This is a genomic window from Paenibacillus sp. J22FR21 (assembly GCF_056269135.1).
Map to the genome: position 1 here is coordinate 110,709 of NZ_JBWDNJ010000001.1, position 21,042 is coordinate 131,750.

Below are 21,042 nucleotides of genomic sequence, written 5' to 3' on the forward strand. Positions count from 1 at the left end.
AAACAAGCGATGCGTATACTGCATACGGCAGACTGGCACTTCGGGCGGTCGCTCGAAGGCCGCAGCCGACTAGAGGAACAAGCGGCTTTCGTTGATGAGCTTGCCTCTCTCGTCAAGGAAGAAGAGATTGATTTGGTGCTGCTTGCAGGTGATGTCTATGATTCAGTCAACCCGCCGGCAGCGGCGGAGCAGCTGTTCTACGAAGCGGTTGCCAGATTGGCCGAGGGTGGGAAGCGGACCGTTGCGGTTATCGCTGGCAATCACGATCATCCGGAGCGGGTGTCCGCATCTGCTCCGCTTGCAGCTCGAAGCGGCATTCGACTGGTCGGCATGCCGACAGACCAACCGATCATCGTCGATGTTGCCCGTACCGGGGAGCAAGCGGTTATTGCAGCATTGCCATATCCATCGGAATCCAGGCTGCGCGAGCTGCTAAGTGAAGCGACCGATGAGGCGCAGCTGCGCACGGCTTACTCGGAACGAGTAGGGCGACTAATGACGCAGCTTGGCGGTGCTTTTCGAAGCGACACGGTGAATTTGGCGATGAGCCACATCTATGTACTTGGCGGTTTGGAGACCGATTCCGAGCGTCCGATTCAAATCGGCGGTGCCTATACGGTTGATCCGTCCGCGCTCCGAATCGGCGCGCAATATGTAGCGCTTGGTCATTTGCATCGTCCACAGCGGGTAGCCGGGGATGAGACGATGCGTTACAGCGGTTCACCGCTTGCTTACAGCTTCTCAGAAGCAGGGCAAACGAAGTCGGTTACGGTATTCGATGCGGAGCCGGGTAAAGTGGTAGTGCCGCAGGAGATATTGCTTAGCTCAGGCAGACCGCTGGTGAGCTGGAACGCCAAGGGCGGTCTGGCCGAAGTGTACAGCTGGCTGGAAGAAGGACGCGATTCGCGTGCATGGATTGACCTTGATGTGTGGATGACCGAAGCGATGACGCTTCAGCATATCCAGCAGCTGCGTAAGCTGCATGACGGACTGATACATATTCGTCCCATCTATCCGGAGTCTGCCGAGGCGATGGAGTCAGGTGAGCGCTCACGTGAGCAATTGCCTGCCGAGGAGCTGTTCAGGCGATTTTTTGCCAAGCAGACCGGAGGCGGGGAGCCGGATGATCCAACCGTTCAGCTGTTCTTGGCACTTATTGCCGAAGAGGAAGATTTGCAGAGTGGCGCTATGCCGACAGATCTTGATGGAGGTGAGAGCGCATGAAGCCGATATCCCTTCGATTAAGCGGATTACAGAGTTATCGGGAACCGCAGGAGGTCGACTTCGAACGGCTGACCGAAGCCGGCGTCTTCGGTATCTTCGGTCCGACCGGCAGCGGGAAATCCAGCATTCTTGACGCGATTACGTTAGCGCTCTATGGCAAAGTTGAACGAGCTGCGAACGGAACACAAGGCATTATGAATCAAGCGGAGAAAACGCTCGCGGTGTCGTTCACGTTCGAGCTCTCCGGTGCCGGCGAGAAGAAGCGTTTCCGTGTTGAGCGGCAATTTAAGCGCGGCGGTGACGTGTCCGTCAGCAATACGGTCAGTCGTTTCGTGGAGATTACCGAAGCCGGCGATGTCGTTCTGGCGGATAAGCTCGTTGATGTTACGCGCTGCGTGGAAGCGCAGATTGGTCTTCATATGCAGGACTTCACGCGCGCGGTTGTTCTCCCGCAAGGGAAGTTCGCCGAGTTTCTGTCGCTGACCGGCAAGGACCGACGCTCGATGCTGCAGCGGCTGTTCCGCTTGGAGCGTTTCGGCGACGGGTTAGCGCTGAAGCTCAGCCAGCGCATGAAAGCGGCGGAAGCCGCGCTGAATGAGGCGGCGGCCGAGCAGCTGGGCCTCGGCGACGCCTCGGCCGAAGCGGTGGCTGCCGCGGAGGCTCGCTACCGCGAAGCGGCAGCCGCAGCTGCGGCGGCGCGCGCCGCGCTGGCGGAAGCGGAGCGGCTGCACGCGGAGCGGCTGCATGTGCGCGAGCGCCTCAGCGCGCTGCAAGACAAAGAGGCGCTGCAAGCGCAGCTGCTCGCGGAAGCGCCGCGCGTCGCGGAGCTCGAGCGCGAGCTTGCGCGCCTCGCCGCCGCGGAGCGGCTCGCGCCCGCGCTCGGCGCAGCCGCCGCGGCCGAGGCGGCGCTGCGCGCAGCCGCCTCGCGCCGCGAGGCCGCCGGGCTGGCGCACGCTGCCCGGCTGGAAGCGGCCACGGCCGCAGCCGCCGCGCGCTCGGCGGCAGCCGCCGCGGCCGCGGCGGGCGAGCCGCGCCTGGCGCAGCGGCTCGAGCAGCTCGCGCAGGCGCAGCGGCTCGAAGGCGAAGCCGCCGCTCTTGCGCGGAGCGTCGCGGCCGGCGAGCTGAGCGCCCGCGACGCGGAAGAGCGCAGCCGCAGCCATGGCGAGCAGGCTGCCAAAGCGCAGGAGATGCTCGGCAAGGCTGCGGCCAAGCAGGGCGAGCTGCGCCGGGAGCTGAAGGCGGTGGAGCTCACCGCCGAGGATCGGGATAAGCGTAATGCGCTGAGCAAGCGGCTGCAGCAGCACAACCACCTTGCTGTGCTAGCTTCGACTGCGCAAGATGAACGGAACGCAGCGGCGGAGCTGCACAATCAAGCGAAGCAACGGATGGAAACGGCGCAAGCGGAGCAGCGTCAAGCTGAGAAGGAGCTGCTTGGACAGCTTCAGCAGTTGAAGCCGGTACATGCTTCGTTGACAGGCTTGAACCGCGAGCTGAGCGAGTGGAGTCGTTCGCTGCCGCAATGGTTGGAGCGTGTCCGTAGTGAGCAGCGTGAACAACACCGGCTGCAGCTTGCCGCGCAATTACGGGAGGGATTAATCCAAGGGGAGCCATGTCCGGTGTGCGGATCATGCGTCCACCCCAGTAATCACGGGACTGCCACCGAGGATGAAAACTCCGCCGGTGATACGGTCATTGCTGCATGGGAGCTGGTGATTCAACAAGCGCAGCAGCTGCAGCTGCGATTATCGCCCCTGCAAACCAAGACTAGTTCAGCGATGGATAGATTGACGGATGCGATTGATTCCGGCTCGATGATGATAATGATGGATACGGCAATGCCAGAGGCTGCTGCTACAGCCGAGGTCACCGAAAGGCTTACATCGGATGCAACAGCAACAGCCTCAGCTGAAGCACTGGCCGCTCATCAATCGGCTTTTAAGGCAATTGCTGAGATGATAACCATGCATGAAAGCTGGCTTGCGAATGCGGAGAAAGGTTTTGCAAGCAGCCGATTGGGGTTTACAGATGCCAATCGCAGGAGTGAACAGATCTCCAACGACTACCGCACGCAAGCTGCACTCTCTGACCGCGCACAGGCTCAATATGTGCAATCCGCAAAGGAATTGATGCAGGAACAGGCTTTATGGCTGGAGCAGTTCGGAGCAGCATTGCAGCCGTCGCAAGGGGAAGAGCGTCTGCAAGAGCTGGAGCAGCGGGAAACGGCTGCCCTTGAATTGAGGAGCCGCCTCGAGCGGAGCGTCAGCTACATCGAGGAGACGACGAGGACCCAGCAAGAAAGCTCGAATCAGGCTCAGGCGGCACAGCTGGAATTCGCTGCTCTATCGGCAACGCTTGCTGGCCAACAGCAGCAGTTAGGAGAGAAGCGAAACCAACTGCAGGGGATAACCAACGGAGCTCCGGCGACTGGCTTAATTACGGAGGCAGAACAAGAACTGACTATGCTGCGCGCGAATCTTAAGCTGCTTACCGAGCGGCACGAAACCGCACAGGAAACGCTGTCGGAAGCGGCGCAGCAGCGAAGTGCTGCTGAAGAGGCGGAATTCGCGGCTGACAACAGAAATAAGGAAACGAGCACCGCTTGGCAGGAAGCCTTATCGGCCTCTCCGTTTGAGAGCAGCGAGGAAGTCACTGCTTTGCAGCCGATGCTTGTCCATCAAGCCCGAATCAAGGAAGATGTCGCTAAGTATCATGAAGCACAGCAGCAGCTTGCCGCGCAGGTTGAGCTGCTTCGGGATCAACTTCAGGGACGCAGCCAATCCGAAGAAGAGTGGGTAGAAGCGGTTACGCTGCTGGAGCAAGGCCGTTTGATGAATGAGAGCATGCTGCAAGCGGCAGCGAAAGCCGAACGGGATGTGGACGAGCTCAAAGCGAAACAGGAGCGGTGGAATGGCTTGGAAGCGAAACGTCTGGAGATGGAGCAGCTTTGCGGCAGGCTGAAGTCGCTGCAAACGGTGTTCCGCGGGAATGCATTCGTGGAGTATGTCGCAGAAGAGCAGCTGGTTCAAGTATGCCGAGCAGCTTCTGAACGGCTTAGCTTCTTGACGAAGCGCCGCTATGCGCTTGAAGTCGATTCCGGAGGCGGCTTTGTTATCCGAGATGATGCCAACGGCGGTATACGTCGACCGGTTTCGACGCTCTCCGGGGGTGAAACCTTCTTGGCCTCGCTGGCGTTGGCACTCGCATTGTCCGGTCAAATTCAGCTCCGCGGCAAATATCCGCTGCAGTTTTTCTTCCTGGACGAGGGATTCGGAACGCTGGATCCGGAGCTGCTGGATACGGTTATTACGGCGCTGGAGAAGCTGCAGAACGATACGCTGTCGGTAGGCGTAATCAGTCACGTACCGGAACTTCGGGCACGCTTGCCAAGAAGGCTTATCATTACGCCAGCCGAGCCTTCCGGCAGAGGCAGCAGCGTTGAACTCGAAACGATGTGACGGATCTGTTAACGTTGCTCCAATCCGGTTGCATTCCCATGCGGAAAACGCTAACTTAGTGGAGGGCCCTAACGAATAGGATAAACGTGGGCGCCAATCCTGATTTGAACAAACCTTTTGGAGGTAACACCGTGGAGGAGCACAAGCCCAAACGACCGATTTTTACGCCAGTCGTCCTTATCTTGCTTACATTTAGTTTAATTGGCAATGTGTTTCTATACAGCCGCACGATTCAACATGATAAGGATGCGCGCATCAGCCGTGGGACTTCGATTCTGCAGTCCGGCAATGACGCCAAGCTTTATTTTGATCAAGTGACGTCTGGAATTGAGGATTTGCTGAAGCATCAGGATATCCCGACCCGATTGGCGGCCAAGAGCTTGCTGATCGCCGCGTACCATAAGAGCTCTGCCATCGCGACCTTTATCAAAGAGGCGGAGACCGTGAACGGCACGCCGTTTCCTACGACCAACCGCAATGCGGCGACGTTCTTAGAACAATCGGAGAAGTCACTGCAGACGCTGGGCAATCACACGGGTCCGCTGACGGACGAGGAACGGATCTATTTGAAATCACTATTAGCCGTTAATCAAGCTTGCGCGGCCGAGATGGCAACTTTCAAGCATGATACGATCTCCGAAACGACCTCGCTGACGATTCTTGTCGATGATAAGTGGGTCAATTCGGCCAAGAAGCTGGTGGAATTTATGAACAAGCCGGCGAATGTGATGTTCGGCAAGTAGACGAAGCTTTCACGCCTGAAAGGCTGTTCCCCCAGTGCGGACAACGCACAGGAGGAGCAGCCTTTTTCCATCCATCTACAAAATTCCGGGTCATCACACAGATACCTTGGAGCTTTCCGTTTAGCAATAAGAGCATCATGGATTGGTTCGCATTCAAGTGATACCCGGTATATTTGCGGTTATTCATCAGTGCAACACCATCAATTTCAGAACGGGTTTCCTTCCACCATCTCGACACGTAATCGTCCGGTACTTGAAAAAACATGAAGAAGGTAACCGGAAGAATGACCGCCATTGCATTGCCATCTATCAACAGCACAACTCTGCCCTCCATCAAATGAGACACCGTCGTATCGGGGCGTTCAGAGTAAAGCGTTTGAGGGAAAAACGAGAATGCGCTGCTCTCTAGCATTTCTGTAATCTGTACGACAGACTTTACGAAATCAACCGAAATACCGGCAATTTTGGCCGCAATTTGCTCGACCACATTTGAGTCAGCCATCCCTTGCAGATAAAGGAGTGATACGTTCAGCGCGCTCTAGTAATATATGATAAATGACTAGGGTGAGACTCTATTAAAAGCCGTTTCAATTTCTAACGGTTGTCAGAGAGCCTATTTCATGCAAAAGTCGACTTTTGAATCGCTAACGGTTGTGACAGAGGCTATATACAATGAAAGACTAGATTTCGATTAGAAAATGGCCATTTAAGCTCTGTGGCAACCTTTAGGGCTTTTTAGGCAAAATAGCCGCTGGTACAACCGTTACATTTTATAGGTGGTTGTTGTTGAGTTCTTTGTCATGAGTTGGCTCAGCTATCGTCGCTACTGCCGATGCTAACAACGAAACGAGTTCGAAGCCAAAGCTTGCTCCTGAGCTGACTGCAGCAAACATACAAGGAGCCATTGAAGAATATATCAATTATCGATTATGGTTTTATCCAGGTACGGCAGCAGGGAATGATGCGATATTTGAACCGTATATAGGTAACTCCATTGATGCTGAAGTTCGTCAATATTCCAAAGATAACGATACCTTATACATTCAAACGAACATCGAAAATTGGCTCTTGAAAGTTAATGCGTCTCATGGCTTCGTCTATTGTGACGGGTTTGTCACGCAAGAAGCTGGAGGGAATTGGCCCAGTGGTACTTTTGAAGTAATTAACAAATTTTCAGTAGAAGTGCAGCAGCCTCGTAGACCAAACTACGGGACATCGCCACGTAAGGATAAGATGATCCAAGCAATAGCGGCCAACGTGCATGAAAACTGTGCTGACTACTGTACTGTTTATTCGAAATGATGGCTATGTATGGAACACAGGTTTCCAATTGATTGGTCAAGGAGAAGAGTTCGACACGCAAGAACTAATGGGATTTGAAATGAACACGAAAGAATTAAAAAACGATTATCGGATTAACAAACAAATGGGAGACGCGATCAAGGAAATGACGTGCAATCCATCATAAAAAAGATGACTCCGCAACTGGTTATTCAGTTGGAGTCATCTTTTTCGCTATTATAACACCTCTCTAAAGCTCCACAGCGTGTCTGCTTAGTCTTCGTTGCCTACACGTGCAATAACTCTTCTACCAGCCGCTCCGCTACCCGTCGACCGCTAGAGAAAGCCCGCTCGGCCAGCTCGCCTTTACCTTCGCAACCATCGCCGCAGAAATAGAAGGGCATACTTTCGATCCGGTTCGGCACCAGTCGGTTGCTTGCGATATTTTTTACGCTCTGTACCATTGCTTTCTTCGATACCCGTTTCACGGCAACGGCATCCCGCCAGTTCGGATAATGGCGATCGAATAAGGACTCCATCTGCTGCGTGCGCTCTTCCAAGTAAGCTTTACGGTCTTCATCGCCGCTGTTCTCATCGCTTAAGTAGGCAATGCCCTGCAGCAGCTGACCGCCCTCCGGCACGAGGGTGTAGTCTGTGGCAGATACATCGGAAATAAACAGCTTATGGTTCATATCGCTGATATAGCTGAACGGCCTCGCTACAACGTGTTCCAATCCAATGTCGTACACCATGACTTCGGTTGCCGTATTATGCTCATATGGCGCTAGGAACGGCTCCCAAGGCGTTCCGCGCAGCAGCTTGACGACCTGTTGAATCGGCATCGCGAATATGACGCGATCGAAGGTTTCTTCCCGTGCCTTAGTTTTCAGCACGTACTTGCCTTGCTCATAACGGATGCCGTCAACGCCTTCCTGAAGCGCAATTGACCAACGCTCGGACAAATTGACTTTGTCGCGCAGCTGATTCGTAATAACCGCCCAGCTGCCCAGCACGTAATTTACAGGTCTGTGCGACAGAAACAAATTATGATAATAGTCACTAATAACGGTACCCGGTACACGGCGCGCATCCTCAGGCGTAATGAAGAAATTGCTGCACACCAGATGCTCCCACAGTTCTTTCACATCTTCAGCGGCACCTGATTCGGCTAAGTAATCACCGAGCGTTGCGTAATGTTTAATTTGGTGGATATTTGCCATAATGGCAGTAATTTCACCGACGAATCTGACCTTCTGCATGGCTGTCAACAGATCTGTTTTTACTAAATTAACAAAATCAAGCGGAGCAGGTGTCAGATGCTCGCCTTTCTCATACATTACTTTGCGTTTGTCCACCTGTTTGCTGCTGAAATCCAATTTCAGCTCGCGTTCCATGACCGACAGCGTATGCCTGTCCAAGCCATAAATCGCATGTGCCCCATAATTTAGCGTGAAGCCGGCCTTCTCATACGTAAATGCACGTCCGCCAAGCTGCGGACTCCGCTCGAATAGTACACCTGTGACGCCGGACTGCTCTGATAAGTATGCGGCTGCGGTCAAACCCGCAAGTCCCCCGCCGATTATGGCAACCTTCATTTCCGATCTCCTCCTAGTGACAAGCGGCCGGGTTCTTGCATGCAAATGTGCAGCATGACGAGCAGCTCGTCCAATCCTTCCCTTGGCAACTTATGTTCTTGTACATTATACGCCGCTTGTTTGAGGCCGATCTATCTCATTTCTGACTGAAAGACTTGCCGAATCGGCATCGGTTTTCTAAGGGACTCCAGCCCATTTTTAGCATGCACAGGCGCCATTTGCCTACGGGCGAATATCATGGTAGGAGAATGAAGGAGGTCATGATCCGCATGGAAAAGAAAGTTTCAACGTCGCCGGTAGGGAAAACCCCTAACCAGCCGATGTCCAATAAGTCGATGTCAAACAAATCAATGCCTAACAAATCGATGCCAAACAAGTCGATGCCTAATCAGCCCATGCCCAAGCAGTCAACGGCTGTGATGCCGGCTCACCACGACAACAAGCCAATGGTCATGCATGACATGAAGAAAATGTGCCAAGATCATATGCATCGATACGTGTTTGTGCAAACGCACGACGGCTGGTGCTGCGATGGAATCGTTGAACATATCGACGACGAATGCGTGTGCATTGCTGTACCGTATTGCGGTCCGCATATGGACCGTGGGTTCTTCCCGGGAGGAGGAGGCGGTTTCTTTCCCGGAGGTGGATTCTTCCCCGGAGGCGGATTCTTTCCGCGCCGCCGGTTCGTTCGGCAAGTGTTTCCGCTTGGCGCACTGCTTGGCTTATCGCTGCTTCCGTATTATTGGTAAGCAGGAGAATTGTTCCGTTTCTGTTACAGCCGGCGTTCCACGGGGCGCTGGCTTTTTGCATGTTCAAACCGTTATTCTGAATTGGACTTGCCCTTTATTATTCGCTATGATGGACGAAGAATCGTAAACTCGTGAAAAGGAGCAGAGTCATGGACTGTATATTTTGCAAGATTATAGAAGGTACCATTCCTTCAAACAAAGTGTTCGAGAATGAGCGCATACTTGCTTTCCACGACATTCAGCCGCAAGCACCTGTACATACGCTGATTATTCCGAAGAAACATATCCCGACGATGAATGATGTTACGGATGAGGATGACGCAGTAATGGCGGAATTATTCGCGGTTGCACGCCAGCTTGCTAAGGAACAGGGGATTGCGGAATCCGGCTACAGAGTTGTCAATAACTGTAACGGGGACAGTGGACAAATCGTGTTTCACCTTCACCTTCACCTGCTCGGAGGAGAGAAATTAAAGCCTCTGGGTTAAGTGTATAAAAATAGCACAGTCTTTCAAGTTGACACTGCCTTTCCTTATAACATATAATTTAGTTTGATGAACCGTGTTAACTTTTACTGGACGGTCTGATTCGGAGGGAGGGAAAACTGGTGTCTGAAACAAAAGTTCGCAAAAACGAGACGATCGATGCTGCACTCCGCCGCTTCAAACGTACCATCGCAAAGGATGGCGTATTGGCCGAGGTGAAGAAACGCAAGCATTATGAGAAGCCTAGCGTAAAGCGTAAGTTGAAGTCCGAGGCTGCGCGTAAGAGAAAGTTTTAGGAGGATCCTTCCACAATGAACCTTAGCGAACGATTAAACGACGATATGAAGCAAGCGATGAAGAGTCAGGAGAAATTCAAGCTCACTACAATTCGAATGATACGAGCATCTATCAAGAATTTGGAGATTGACTTGAAACGTCCGCTTGAAGACGCTGAAGTGCTTGATATCTTAAGTCGTGAGATCAAACAACGTAAAGATTCCCTCCAAGAATTTCAAAAAGCCGGCCGCGACGATCTCACGAAAGATGTCGCAGCAGAAATTGAAATTATTAGTGTATACCTGCCTCAGCAGCTGACCGAAGAAGAGATCAAGTTGATTGTTCAGCAGACCATCCAGGAAACCGGTGCTTCTTCCAAAGCCGAGATGGGGAAAGTCATGAGCGCACTTTTGCCTAAAACAAAAGGGCGTGCTGATGGTAAACTAGTAAACACATTTGTGCAGCAATTTCTGCAATAAACATAGGCTGACAGCCAAGCACTCCCCTTACGGGGAGTGTTTTTTCGTTATATCTGGCCTTACTCCAATCAAGACCTATTGACCATTTGCCTAAACTAGCCCAAAATTGAGGCTAACCTATAGAAACGAGGCATACTGCAGCATGTTGCGTAATTGGAAAGAAATTTTGGTTTTAGCTATTCCATCGCTTGTCTCTTTTGCAAGTATGACGATGACCGGTACCATTAACTTGATTTTGGTCGGACAGCTTGGCGCACTCATCATTGCTATCGTTGGCGTGTCCAACATCATCATGTATAACGCTTTCGCGCTGTTCTCCGGTATCGGACACACCGTCAATTATTTAGTCGCACAGAATCACGGTGCAGGTGATATGAAGAAAGGCATTCAGCGTACGTACATTGCCATGTACATGTGTCTTATTTTTGCGGTGCTGATTGCTGTAGTCGGTTGGATCGGTGCAGATGATATTTTGCGCTGGACCGGCGGCTCCAAGGAACTCGTTGAAACCGGTGATTTCTATTTGGAGCTGCGGTTTTATGCCATGTCCTTCGGTATTGTCAATTTCGCGTTCCATGGTTTTCTACGCGGAATAGGCGCAACCAAATTGTCCATGGTCGTTTCGCTGCTCGTCAACGTACCGATTATTCTGCTCACGTACACGCTCACCTTCGGCCATTGGGGAATGCCCGACCTCGGATTAACGGGAGCCGGTATAGCCATATTAATCGGTGAAGGTTTGCAAACGCTTATTTGCGTCTTTATCTTCTTCATTGTGCTTCACAAGAAGTACCAAACTCGCAGCCGGATTGCTTTCGCGATCCAATGGGTGGAAATGAAGCTTCTTATGATCGAGAGTGGAAAGCTTGGCATTCAAGAATTTTCACTTAGCATCTCGATGTACATCTTTACCGCATTCGTGGCAAGGCTCGGCGATCATGCGCTGGCCGCCAATGAAGTGGCATTAAGCATCATGTCCTTTGGATTCATGCCTGCATTTGCGTTCGGCTCGACCGCGACCATTCTTGTCGGTCAGCATGTCGGCAAAGGCACGCCGCTCAAGGGACGCCGAGTCGGTACCGATACCGCGATATTAGGCTCGATCTTTCTTATATTGCTCGGCACGGTCGAATTTATTTTCGCCAAACAGATTACGCATCTCTACACGAGTGATCCCGAGGTCTATAAACTTGCAGCGTATTTGATTCAGGTGTCTGCATTCCTGCAAATCTTCGATGGACTTCTGAACTTCTATGCAGGCGGTCTTCGCGGAATTGGCGATACAACGTTCCTGCTTCGCGTATCCTTCGTCGTAAGTTGGTTTATTTTCGTTCCGCTTGCCTATGTGTTCATCTTCGTCTTTCACTGGGGCAGTATGGGGGCGTGGCTTGCACTCTACGCATTCCTCATGGTATTCGGCATAGCTGTGATGGTGAGGTTCTATCGAACAGATTGGACCGCTGTGCGCCTGAAGGAAGCCAGCCACTAATAACTGAAACGAATTGGTGTCATGTACGTAACATTAACTTAGGAATTAAGCTTGTTAATGTACAAGGAGGGACTGGCGTGCAGCAAGCCCATAGGTGGAGATTGAAATTGGTGCTGCCTGCTCTATTGGCGCTGCTTTACATGTTGGCGATGGCTATTCCGGCCTTTGCCGCAGCAGGGGACTCAGACAGCGCAACAGTAGGCTCAACCGTTTACGTCGTGAAAGTGAAGCAGACCGTTGAATCCGGATTGCAGAAGACACTTGAGCGGGCTTATCAAGAGGCTGAAGAAGCTAAGGCTAAACGCATGCTGCTCGTTCTCAATACACTTGGAGGGCGGCTGGACAGTGCTCTCGAGATCGGGGAACTAATCAGAACGAGTAAAGTGCCAACCACGGTATATGTGCAGGGGAAAGCCGTTTCGGCGGGGACATACATTGCACTAAACGCAGACCAGATTATCATGCAGCCCGGCAGTACGATTGGTGCGGCAGCGGTTGTTGATGAATCGGGTGAGTTGATCACGAATCCGAAGACGCTTTCCTTCTGGACCGAAGAGATGAAAGCGGCAGCACTGCTGAATGATCGCGATCCTAATATTGCGGCAGCTATGGTGAATCCGAATCTGGAGCTTGAATTAAGCTCTCTCGGGCGGACGAAAGCCAAGGGCGATATTCTTACGTTATCAGCCGGGGATGCGCTTAAAGTAGGCTATGCGGAGTATACAGCGGAGACAGTTGACGACGCGCTCGCGAAGTTGAACCTGCCGCAGCCGAACATTGTGAATTACGAAGTTAGTGCAATGGAGCGGGTCGGACAATTCTTAACCCTGCCAATCGTAATGACGCTGCTGCTTATTATTGGAATAGCAGGCGTTACGATTGAGCTGATGATGCCGGGGTTCGGAGCTCCGGGTATTATCGGAGTCATCGGTTTCGGATTGTATTTCTTCGGCCATTACATTGTCGGTTTTGCAGGACTTGAGGATGTGATCCTGTTTATCATCGGGATTTTGCTGCTTGTATCTGAACTGTTTGTACCGAGCTTCGGGATACTGGGCATACTTGGTTCCATATCGTTGATTGCCAGTGTGCTGATGGCAGCGCCGAATCCGAAGTCAGCCGGTTTATCGCTCATCGTGGCTGTCATCGTCGCAGGCATTATCGTGTACATCATGGCCAAACGATTTGCACATCGCGGAATATGGAATAAATTCATACTTCGCGATCAGCTGACAACGGCTGAAGGGTATGTCTCTACAGCAAGCAAAGTATCGTATCTGGGGATGAATGGCAAGACGCTTACACCACTGCGTCCTGCAGGAACCATTCGTATTGGCGACAGCCGGATTGACGTTGTCACATCAGGCGAATTCATTCCATCCGGTGCCGATGTCACGGTCATTAAAGTCGAAGGCGCGAGAGTTGTAGTCGCCCAGATTGATGAGAAGAACTAATTAATTGGAGGGGTTTACATGACACTGGATCCAACTGTAACGATTGTAATTATTGTAGTGCTTGCGGTCATCGCATTATCCGTATTTCTAACCTTCTTTCCAATTATGCTTTGGATCTCTGCACTTGCGTCTGGTGTGCGAGTCGGGATTATTACGCTCGTTGCGATGCGCTTGCGCCGCGTTGTCCCCAGCCGAATCGTCAACCCGTTAATTAAAGCGACGAAAGCCGGTCTTGGGCTTACGATTAATCAACTGGAGAGCCACTTCTTGGCGGGCGGTAATGTTGACCGTGTCGTCAACTCCTTGATTGCTGCACAACGCGCGAACATTGATCTGGAGTTTGAACGTGCTGCGGCAATTGACCTCGCAGGCCGTGATGTACTGCAAGCGGTTCAAATGAGCGTTAACCCACGTGTTATCGAGACGCCTACGGTTGCGGCAGTAGCTAAGAACGGGATTGAAGTGAAAGTTAAAGCGCGTGTTACGGTTCGTGCGAACATTGAGCGTTTGGTTGGCGGTGCCGGTGAAGAAACCATCATTGCGCGTGTCGGTGAAGGGATTGTAACAACAGTCGGTTCTTCTAACTCTCATAAGGACGTTCTGGAGAATCCGGATCTGATCTCGCGTACAGTACTTGGCAAAGGTCTTGATGCCGGAACGGCCTTCGAAATCTTGTCGATCGATATTGCGGATGTTGATGTAGGCAAGAACATCGGTGCGCATTTGCAAACGGAGCAAGCGGAAGCGGACAAACGGATTGCACAAGCGAAAGCCGAGGAGCGCAGAGCGATGGCTGTTGCGCATGAACAGGAAATGAAAGCGCGAGTTGTAGAAATGCGTGCACTCGTTGTGGAATCCGAGTCTCAAGTACCGCTAGCTATGGCTGAAGCGCTTAAGCAAGGCAAGATTGGCGTACTCGATTATATGAATTTCAAGAATATTGAAGCGGATACCAGCATGCGTAATTCAATTGGTAAAACAGACTCATCGTCGCCGGAAAAAGAAGAACGTTAATCGCTGACCCATTCTTGAGATGAAAACGATAATCTGAAGGGGGTGAGCGTTTGAATGAACTGATCAAGCTGTTGGTTTCCAACATCTACGTCGTCATTGTGCTCGTAGGTTTCCTGCTCACGCTCGTTAACAAAATGAGAAATAATAAGCCGGGCAATCCGACGACCAATCGAATGCCTACGTTTGGAGGAGAGCCTCCTCTAAGACGGCCGACTGCGCCTCCCGTGGTCACTCGGCCGGCGCAGCCGCAAAGACAGTCTGTCCAGCAGAGAGCCGTAGAGCCGCCTACTGAGCCGCGACAAGGCGTATATAAGTCGAAGTTCGATACAACCGGTGAAGAAGGCGTCAGTTCGGAATATGCGGATTCTGATTTGCTGCGGCGTACCGTGCCGCCGGTTCGCGGGAATGACAGAGCGCCGCTTCCGAAAGCCGCTCACATCGAGCAGAAGAAGCAAGCGGATACCTTCCGCGTTCCGCAAGGCGATGAGCTGCGCCGTGCATTTATATTGACAGAAGTGCTTGGTGAACCGCGTTCGAAACGGCCGCTGCGCAGATAACGGAATCGAAAGCAAATGGCTGTATGAAGCTGAATCAAGCAGAACCGACCCGATTGGGTCGGTTTTTTTGTGTTTGATCGGAGTGAACGGCGCCATATTCCTCATATTTGGGGCCGCTCTCGCATAATTTGGTACAGTACGGGAAGGGGGCTTCTGCCTGCATGCGCCGATTAAATCGCAAACTGCGTAAGATGGCTGCGGATCTGCTTGATCTGCCGCCGGATGTCGTAATGGATTTGCCACGATTAACGATGATCGGCGACCGCCAATTATACATCGAGAATCACCGCGGCGTACTGCATTTCTCCAGTGACAAGCTGAGGCTTGCGCTCAGCAAAGGAGAATTGGAAGTAACGGGCAGCGAGCTGGTTATTCGAACGATTTGGACAGAAGAAGTTTTCATAGAAGGGGTTATTAAACATATCGAAGTGCGAGAATAGGGGGCAATTGTAATGAAAGCGACATGGATGCAGTGGCTCCGCGGATTTGTGTCAATTCGCGTGCGCGGCGGGGCTATAGAAAACCTGGTGAATGCTGCGCTCGCGAAAGGGCTGCAATTGTGGTCCATTCGTCATACAAACGACCGCGAGCTCGTTTGCTATCTGCAGGTCAATGATTTCTTCCGGCTTCGCCCGATTCTGAAAGAGACAGGCTGTCGCATCCACGTCACTTCACGGCAAGGACTGCCTTTCTGGCTGCTGCGAGTACGGAGACGTGCTTTTTTTGCGGCGGGGCTCGTCCTTTTCTTCGTTGGGATGTATTTGCTCTCCTCGCTCGTCTGGTCGATTGATGTGAAGGGGAATGACCGCTTATCGGAGGAGCAGATTCTTCAGGTGGCCAAGCAGGAGGGGCTGTACCCGTTTCAGTGGTCGTTCCGGCTTGATGATGCCTCCGTATTGTCCAAGCGTCTCGCTCAGCAGCTGCCTGGGGCGGCTTGGGTTGGCGTAGAGAAGCGCGGGACCCGCATAACGATACAAGTGGTGGAAACTTCGATTCCATCGCCTAAAGTTGCTCAGAATCCACGGCATCTCGTCGCATCAACTGATGCGGTTGTCACCAAAATATTAGCGGAGACCGGGAAGCCGGTCGTGAAGCGTAATATGAGGGTGAAGCAAGGCGATATCCTGATCTCCGGCTTGTTGGGGGACGAGAATAATACCGCTTCTGTGGTCGCGAAAGGCGTCGTGAAGGGAGTCGTATGGCATGAATATGATATCGTTTCTCCGCTTGAGCGGAAGATGAAGGTATATACTGGTGAGAAGAAGATCGTCTGGTATGCTGTCGTAGCCGGAAGGGCGCTTAAGGTTAGCGGGTTTGGCAAACCGCCTTTTGCCATGTATGAGAGCATCAAGCAGGAAGAGAAGGCAGCTTGGCGGACGATGAATCTGCCGTTCGGCAGAATGAAAGAAACGATTATGGAAGTACGAATGGAGAACCAAACCGTCGGCGTGGAAGAGGCCAAAGCGGAAGGCATTCAGCAGGCGAGAGCGGATTTACTAGCGAAGGTAGGGCCTGATGCAGAGGTGCTTGCGGAAAACATTTTGCATGAAAAGACGGAGAATGGTAAAGTTTATATGAAAGTGCTTTTTGAGGTGGATCAGTCGATTGCGATAGAGAGACCGTTAGTTCAGATGCAAGGGGATTGAGTATTTTTGCAAAATGAATTCAAAGTAGCCAAAATTCCACTTGCAAACGCAGCGGAAGGACTAGCACTGCTTGGTCCGCAGGATAAATTTCTGCGATTAGTCCAGCAGCAGACATCAGCGGACATTATGTCTCGCGATGCGGAAATTTCCATTTCGGGGCCAACCTCCGAGGTGGATTCTATGGAACAGCTTTATACGGTTTTGCAGCAGCTTATAAGAGGCGGATATTCGCCGACAGAGCGCGACATCGCATACGCCTTGGATCTGTCCAAGACGATGCAGGCCGAGCAATTGCTAGACCTCTTCAAAGCGGAGATAACGACCACGTTTCGCGGTAAACCGATTCGGGTAAAAACGATTGGTCAACGCCATTACGTCAAAACGATCAAGAAGATGGATATCGTTTTCGGTATCGGTCCTGCAGGTACGGGCAAAACGTACTTGGCAGTCGTGCTTGCCGTAGCGGCATTGAAGGAAGGCTCGGTCAAGCGGATCGTGCTGACGCGTCCTGCCGTTGAAGCGGGCGAGAATCTCGGGTTCCTGCCGGGCGATTTGCAAGAGAAGGTTGATCCGTATTTGCGGCCGCTCTATGATGCGCTTCATGATGTGCTTGGTCCGGACCAAACGACCAAGGCGTTCGAACGTGGTCTCATTGAAGTGGCACCGCTCGCCTACATGCGCGGACGGACTCTTGAGGATTCATTTATAATTTTGGACGAAGCGCAGAACACGACACCGGAGCAGATGAAGATGTTTCTGACGAGGCTTGGGTTCGGCTCCAAGATGGTTATTACCGGAGATGTCACCCAAATCGACCTGCCGCGCGGCAAGCGCTCAGGACTCATCGAAGCACAGCGCATCTTAGCGAACATCCCGGAGATCGGCTTTATCTTATTCACAGAACAGGACGTAGTACGTCACAGCCTCGTCCAAAAAATCATAACAGCCTACAATATCGACGCTGAAGTGCAAACTAATGAATCAACAGGCAAACCTTATGACCGCAGGTCATAAAGCGTCACTCAGTAGGTAAGCCTGTGACCGCAGGTCACAAGCGACTCCCAGCACAACAGTAACGCTAATGCTAATCGCTCGAAAGCAGCAGCGTTCCACCCGGGGCACCAAGCCGGGTAAGAACGTCGCATGAAAAGTGTGTCCGCGCGTAAGCGGACGAAAGCGAGCCAACGTCGAAGTATGGTCGAAGACGGCCCAGGCGGCAGGCACGGTACATTCCGGGTCCAGGGACGGCGTCCCTGGGGTCCCCCTTGGATAAGGGGGAGTTAGGGGGATGTATCGGGGGATGTATCGGCATTTGAATTAAGATCCCATTGAAAGAATATCATCGTGCATATAGGGTCCAGGGACAGTGTCCATGGGGATCTCTTACTGTAAGGGTTCCAGGGACAAAGTCCCTGGATTTCTCCTTACGAAGGAGATCCAGGGGGATGTGTAGTTTCTAGGAGGATATCAACCATGGTAAATCAACAAGCCAACCCGGATGAGTCTAAGTGGACGTCATCATCGTCCTCCGGATGGAGTGGATGGAAGCACAGCTCGGCTGTTCGCTGGGTATTGCTGCTTCTGTTTGTTTTGCTATTTTATTTCTCTCTTGCCCCACACGTGCTCCCCAAGACGTACAATATCGAGTTAGGCAAAGCCAGTGACCGCGACATTGAAGCGCCGGTGGACATTAAGGATGAGAAGGCAACGCTTCAGGCGCAGGAGCTTGCTGCCGATCGAGTGGAGCCGATTTATTCGATTGTGGCCCTCCGCAGCGAAGCACTGCTGGAGCAGATTTTCGCGCGAATGGAGCAGCTGAATCAAGACGATCAAGTCACGTTGGAAAATAAGGTGTCCATCTATCGCAATGAAATTCCGCAATTATATACGGAATACGTCGATCAATTTGTTCAGAATAACAAAGGGAATGGCACCTATAACGATACATTGCTTGATGAAATGGCAGTTGTGGTGAAATCGCAGGCTTATCGGATTCCGGAGGAAACTTATTATAAACTGCCTTCGCTCTCCGCGATTCAACTGAGCGACATGCATCTGGTTGGCGTGAATATTGTCCGCAAGCTGATGAGCGATTCGCTCCGTGAAGCGGAGACGGCAAGAACGAAAGTTGCAGAGCTCGTCAATGCGAGTACGCTTACCGAACGCAAAACGAGGGAGATCGTGCAGGAGCTTGCCAGATACGCGATCATGCCGAATAAGTTTCTTGATACGCAAGCAACCAATGATGCGAAAGTGGCGGCCAAAGAAAATACGACTCCTGTTGTGGTAAAGCAAGGCGATATCATCGTTCATAAAGGTGAGATCATCTCGAAGGAACTCTATGACCGCCTTTCCTCTATCGGTGTGCTTCAAACGAAGAAGTCTTATTGGCCGCAGCTTGGCTTGCTGCTGCTATCTGTACTCTTTCTGATCGTGATCTACAGTTATCTGGAGCGAGCGGCCGGATTGAGCAGCGGATCGACGAATATGAAATACAGCAATGCTCAGCTCTCGATGCTGCTCTTGATCTTCTTGCTCAATATTCTCGCCATGCACATCGTGGAACTGACACAAACGCAGGAAATGCCGTATGTCGGCTACTTAGCGCCTACTGCGATGGGTGCCATGCTGATTGTGCTGCTGCTGGACATTCAGCTGGCTGTCGTGAGCTCGTTTCTATTTGCCATTATGGGCAGTGTTATTTTCAACATGGAATCGGGTCAGCTGTTTGACTTTAATTACGGATTCACGACTGCTGTCATTTCGTTCGCCGCTATCTTCGCGATCCATCGCGCAAGCCAGCGTTCGACGATTTTGAAGGCCGGTATTATGGTCAGCTTGTTCGGCTCGGCCTCTGTTCTGGCTATTCTATTGCTTGGTGAGCTTCCTCCCAAATCGGAAATTATCATGACGGTCGCTTTTGCGTTTGCCAGCGGGCTGTTGACGGCGATACTGGTAGTGGGATTAATGCCGTTCTTTGAAGTGACGTTCGGAATTCTGTCTGCCCTGAAGCTCGTGGAGCTGTCCAATCCGAACCATCCGCTTCTGCGTAAGCTGCTGACGGAGACGCCCGGAACGTACCATCACAGCGTGATGGTCGGCAATTTATCGGAAGCGGCGGCAGAGTCGATTGGCGCGAACGGTCTCTTATGCCGAGTAGGCTCGTTCTATCATGATATCGGAAAGACGAAGCGACCTAGTTATTTTATCGAAAATCAGACAAACTATGAAAATCCGCATGATTCCATTGAGCCTAAATTAAGTAAATCGATTATAATCGCCCATGCGCGCGACGGCGTGGAGATGCTTCGCAATCATAAGCTGCCGAAGCCGATCCGTGATATTGCCGAGCAGCACCACGGTACGACTTGTCTGAAATACTTTTATCACAAGGCTTACAAATTGTCTGAGGAAGCGGGTTTGGAGCCTGATTTTACAGAGGAAGACTTCAGGTATCCGGGGCCAAAAGCACAGTCGAAGGAAGCGGCGATCGTCGGCATCGCGGATTGCGTGGAAGCGGCAGTACGAAGCCTGCGAAGCCCAACCGTGGAGCAGGTAGAATCCATGATTCACAAGATTATTAAAAGCCGGCTGGACGATGATCAGTTCAATGAATGCGATTTGACGCTCAAGGAGCTGGAGAAGATCGCACAGACGTTGAAAGAAACAGTTATCGGGATTTTCCACTCGCGCATTGAATATCCGGAAGATGTTAAACAAAAGGAGCGTCTGGCATGAGCTTGAAGTTGGAATGGAGCAATGATCAAGAGAAAGTCGAAATTTCCGAATCCTTTATCGGGGTACTGGAGCAGCTGCTGCAGCTGGCTGCCGAAGCAGAGGGCATGACCGAAGGGGAAGTAACGCTCTCCATTGTGGATGATGAAGAAATTCATCAATTGAACCGTGAATATCGCAATATCGACCGTCCAACAGACGTGCTTTCCTTCGCCATGCAGGAGGAAACTGACGAAGAGCTTGAAATCATCTACGAGGTAGACGATGAGAGCGAGACGGTGCCGTTCGAAGGGATGCTTGGCGATATTATTATTTCGGCGGAACGGGCTAAACTACAAAGTGAAGAATATGGCCATTCCTTGGAGCGTGAGCTCGGATTTCTATTCGTGCATGGCTTCCTTCATTTGATTGGGTATGATCACCAAGATGAGGCAAGCGAAGCTGTTATGACGGAGAAGCAGGAAGCCGTCCTCCGCCAAGCAGGTCTGACTCGTTAATGAAACGACTGCTGCGCAGCTTCTATTATGCGGGTTCAGGTATCCTATCAGCAGTTCGCACCCAAGCCAATATGCAAATTCATGTGGTTTGCGCAATAGTTGTTAATGTGGCGGGACTGATGGTCGGACTGACTCGAATAGAATGGGTTGTTATTATTGCGGCCCAAGCTGTTGTAATGGCAGCCGAACTGATGAATACGGCAGTTGAGCATGTCGTTGACCTGGCTAGTCCTAGCCGGCATCCGCTTGCCAAGGCTGCCAAGGATACAGCAGCCGGCGGTGTGCTGGTTGCTGCAATTGGGGCCGTTATTATCGGCCTGTTTGTATTTATTCCGCATCTATGGCCTTAATGAGAGGAGC

Annotated in this window: 20 protein-coding genes; 18 read left to right on the forward strand and 2 right to left on the reverse strand. The window is 51.8% G+C overall.

Annotated elements, in window-relative coordinates:
* Positions 1 to 9: 9 nt before the first annotated feature.
* From AC0YNS_RS00485 to AC0YNS_RS00495, 3 genes are all read left to right on the forward strand, one after another.
* Positions 10 to 1,224 (forward strand): exonuclease SbcCD subunit D, encoded by a 1,215-nt coding sequence (locus tag AC0YNS_RS00485; protein WP_475779149.1) that lies wholly within the window; start codon positions 10 to 12, stop codon positions 1,222 to 1,224.
* Positions 1,221 to 4,679: an AAA family ATPase gene (locus AC0YNS_RS00490; protein WP_475779150.1), complete on the forward strand. Its 3,459-nt coding sequence runs from the start codon at positions 1,221 to 1,223 to the stop codon at positions 4,677 to 4,679. The genes AC0YNS_RS00485 and AC0YNS_RS00490 overlap by 4 nt, the downstream gene beginning before the upstream one ends.
* A gap of 131 nt (positions 4,680 to 4,810) precedes the next feature.
* Entirely contained in the window at positions 4,811 to 5,422 is a 612-nt protein-coding gene (locus AC0YNS_RS00495) for a hypothetical protein (protein WP_475779151.1), read from the forward strand.
* On the opposite strand, the gene AC0YNS_RS00500 is transcribed toward AC0YNS_RS00495, so the two are convergent.
* Positions 5,385 to 5,954: a spore germination protein gene (locus AC0YNS_RS00500; protein ID WP_475780072.1), complete on the reverse strand. Its 570-nt coding sequence runs from the start codon at positions 5,952 to 5,954 to the stop codon at positions 5,385 to 5,387. The genes AC0YNS_RS00495 and AC0YNS_RS00500 overlap by 38 nt on opposite strands.
* Before the next feature lie 729 nt (positions 5,955 to 6,683).
* Between AC0YNS_RS00500 and AC0YNS_RS00505 the strand changes: the two genes are divergently transcribed.
* Positions 6,684 to 6,890: a hypothetical protein gene (locus AC0YNS_RS00505; protein WP_475779152.1), complete on the forward strand. Its 207-nt coding sequence runs from the start codon at positions 6,684 to 6,686 to the stop codon at positions 6,888 to 6,890.
* A gap of 100 nt (positions 6,891 to 6,990) precedes the next feature.
* Here AC0YNS_RS00505 and AC0YNS_RS00510 read toward each other — a convergent pair whose 3' ends face one another.
* Positions 6,991 to 8,298, reverse strand: coding sequence for an FAD-dependent oxidoreductase (locus AC0YNS_RS00510; RefSeq protein ID WP_475779153.1), 1,308 nt, complete (start codon positions 8,296 to 8,298; stop codon positions 6,991 to 6,993).
* Between the two features lie 269 nt (positions 8,299 to 8,567).
* Here AC0YNS_RS00510 and AC0YNS_RS00515 point away from each other — a divergent pair, with 269 nt between their 5' ends.
* The 14 genes from AC0YNS_RS00515 (at position 8,568) to AC0YNS_RS00580 (ending at position 21,032) form a co-directional block, all read left to right on the forward strand.
* Positions 8,568 to 9,050 carry a hypothetical protein gene (locus AC0YNS_RS00515; RefSeq protein WP_475779154.1) on the forward strand — a complete coding sequence of 161 codons (483 nt, stop codon included), beginning with the start codon at positions 8,568 to 8,570 and terminating at the stop codon, positions 9,048 to 9,050.
* A 149-nt stretch (positions 9,051 to 9,199) separates the two neighbouring features.
* Positions 9,200 to 9,538 carry a histidine triad nucleotide-binding protein gene (locus tag AC0YNS_RS00520; protein ID WP_475779155.1) on the forward strand — a complete coding sequence of 113 codons (339 nt, stop codon included), beginning with the start codon at positions 9,200 to 9,202 and terminating at the stop codon, positions 9,536 to 9,538.
* A gap of 119 nt (positions 9,539 to 9,657) precedes the next feature.
* Positions 9,658 to 9,831: a 30S ribosomal protein S21 gene (rpsU, locus tag AC0YNS_RS00525; RefSeq protein WP_090573672.1), complete on the forward strand. Its 174-nt coding sequence runs from the start codon at positions 9,658 to 9,660 to the stop codon at positions 9,829 to 9,831.
* A 15-nt stretch (positions 9,832 to 9,846) separates the two neighbouring features.
* Complete coding sequence (locus tag AC0YNS_RS00530) at positions 9,847 to 10,290, forward strand: GatB/YqeY domain-containing protein (protein WP_090979935.1); 444 nt, start codon at positions 9,847 to 9,849, stop codon at positions 10,288 to 10,290.
* Between the two features lie 142 nt (positions 10,291 to 10,432).
* Positions 10,433 to 11,779 (forward strand): MATE family efflux transporter, encoded by a 1,347-nt coding sequence (locus tag AC0YNS_RS00535; RefSeq protein WP_475779156.1) that lies wholly within the window; start codon positions 10,433 to 10,435, stop codon positions 11,777 to 11,779.
* 77 nt (positions 11,780 to 11,856) lie between these two features.
* Positions 11,857 to 13,233 carry an NfeD family protein gene (locus AC0YNS_RS00540; protein WP_475779157.1) on the forward strand — a complete coding sequence of 459 codons (1,377 nt, stop codon included), beginning with the start codon at positions 11,857 to 11,859 and terminating at the stop codon, positions 13,231 to 13,233.
* An 18-nt stretch (positions 13,234 to 13,251) separates the two neighbouring features.
* Positions 13,252 to 14,247 (forward strand): flotillin-like protein FloA, encoded by a 996-nt coding sequence (gene floA, locus AC0YNS_RS00545; RefSeq protein ID WP_475779158.1) that lies wholly within the window; start codon positions 13,252 to 13,254, stop codon positions 14,245 to 14,247.
* A gap of 50 nt (positions 14,248 to 14,297) precedes the next feature.
* Positions 14,298 to 14,804, forward strand: a complete 507-nt coding sequence (locus AC0YNS_RS00550; RefSeq protein WP_475779159.1) for a hypothetical protein — start codon at positions 14,298 to 14,300, stop codon at positions 14,802 to 14,804.
* Positions 14,805 to 14,965: 161 nt separating this feature from the next.
* Entirely contained in the window at positions 14,966 to 15,244 is a 279-nt protein-coding gene (gene yqfC / locus AC0YNS_RS00555; RefSeq protein WP_090979929.1) for a sporulation protein YqfC, read from the forward strand.
* 12 nt (positions 15,245 to 15,256) lie between these two features.
* Complete coding sequence (gene yqfD, locus AC0YNS_RS00560) at positions 15,257 to 16,450, forward strand: sporulation protein YqfD (RefSeq protein WP_475779160.1); 1,194 nt, start codon at positions 15,257 to 15,259, stop codon at positions 16,448 to 16,450.
* A 6-nt stretch (positions 16,451 to 16,456) separates the two neighbouring features.
* Positions 16,457 to 17,464 (forward strand): PhoH family protein, encoded by a 1,008-nt coding sequence (locus tag AC0YNS_RS00565; RefSeq protein ID WP_475779161.1) that lies wholly within the window; start codon positions 16,457 to 16,459, stop codon positions 17,462 to 17,464.
* 459 nt (positions 17,465 to 17,923) lie between these two features.
* On the forward strand, positions 17,924 to 20,188 hold the full coding sequence (locus tag AC0YNS_RS00570; protein ID WP_475779162.1) for an HD family phosphohydrolase: 2,265 nt from the start codon (positions 17,924 to 17,926) through the stop codon (positions 20,186 to 20,188).
* Entirely contained in the window at positions 20,185 to 20,682 is a 498-nt protein-coding gene (gene ybeY / locus AC0YNS_RS00575; protein WP_090979921.1) for an rRNA maturation RNase YbeY, read from the forward strand. The genes AC0YNS_RS00570 and ybeY overlap by 4 nt, the downstream gene beginning before the upstream one ends.
* Positions 20,682 to 21,032: a diacylglycerol kinase gene (locus AC0YNS_RS00580; protein ID WP_475779163.1), complete on the forward strand. Its 351-nt coding sequence runs from the start codon at positions 20,682 to 20,684 to the stop codon at positions 21,030 to 21,032. The genes ybeY and AC0YNS_RS00580 overlap by 1 nt, the downstream gene beginning before the upstream one ends.
* Positions 21,033 to 21,042 lie beyond the last annotated feature (10 nt).

Excerpts from the sequence above, each read along its gene's own strand:
- AC0YNS_RS00485 (WP_475779149.1), top strand. The coding sequence starts at position 10 with ATGCGTATACTGCATACGGCAGACTGGCACTTCGGGCGGTCGCTCGAA.
- AC0YNS_RS00490 (WP_475779150.1), top strand. The coding sequence starts at position 1,221 with ATGAAGCCGATATCCCTTCGATTAAGCGGATTACAGAGTTATCGGGAA.
- AC0YNS_RS00505 (WP_475779152.1), top strand. The coding sequence starts at position 6,684 with ATGAAAACTGTGCTGACTACTGTACTGTTTATTCGAAATGATGGCTAT.
- AC0YNS_RS00510 (WP_475779153.1), bottom strand. The coding sequence starts at position 8,298 with ATGAAGGTTGCCATAATCGGCGGGGGACTTGCGGGTTTGACCGCAGCC.
- AC0YNS_RS00515 (WP_475779154.1), top strand. The coding sequence starts at position 8,568 with ATGGAAAAGAAAGTTTCAACGTCGCCGGTAGGGAAAACCCCTAACCAG.
- AC0YNS_RS00520 (WP_475779155.1), top strand. The coding sequence starts at position 9,200 with ATGGACTGTATATTTTGCAAGATTATAGAAGGTACCATTCCTTCAAAC.
- AC0YNS_RS00530 (WP_090979935.1), top strand. The coding sequence starts at position 9,847 with ATGAACCTTAGCGAACGATTAAACGACGATATGAAGCAAGCGATGAAG.
- AC0YNS_RS00535 (WP_475779156.1), top strand. The coding sequence starts at position 10,433 with ATGTTGCGTAATTGGAAAGAAATTTTGGTTTTAGCTATTCCATCGCTT.
- floA (WP_475779158.1), top strand. The coding sequence starts at position 13,252 with ATGACACTGGATCCAACTGTAACGATTGTAATTATTGTAGTGCTTGCG.
- yqfC (WP_090979929.1), top strand. The coding sequence starts at position 14,966 with ATGCGCCGATTAAATCGCAAACTGCGTAAGATGGCTGCGGATCTGCTT.
- yqfD (WP_475779160.1), top strand. The coding sequence starts at position 15,257 with ATGAAAGCGACATGGATGCAGTGGCTCCGCGGATTTGTGTCAATTCGC.
- AC0YNS_RS00570 (WP_475779162.1), top strand. The coding sequence starts at position 17,924 with ATGGTAAATCAACAAGCCAACCCGGATGAGTCTAAGTGGACGTCATCA.
- ybeY (WP_090979921.1), top strand. The coding sequence starts at position 20,185 with ATGAGCTTGAAGTTGGAATGGAGCAATGATCAAGAGAAAGTCGAAATT.
- AC0YNS_RS00580 (WP_475779163.1), top strand. The coding sequence starts at position 20,682 with ATGAAACGACTGCTGCGCAGCTTCTATTATGCGGGTTCAGGTATCCTA.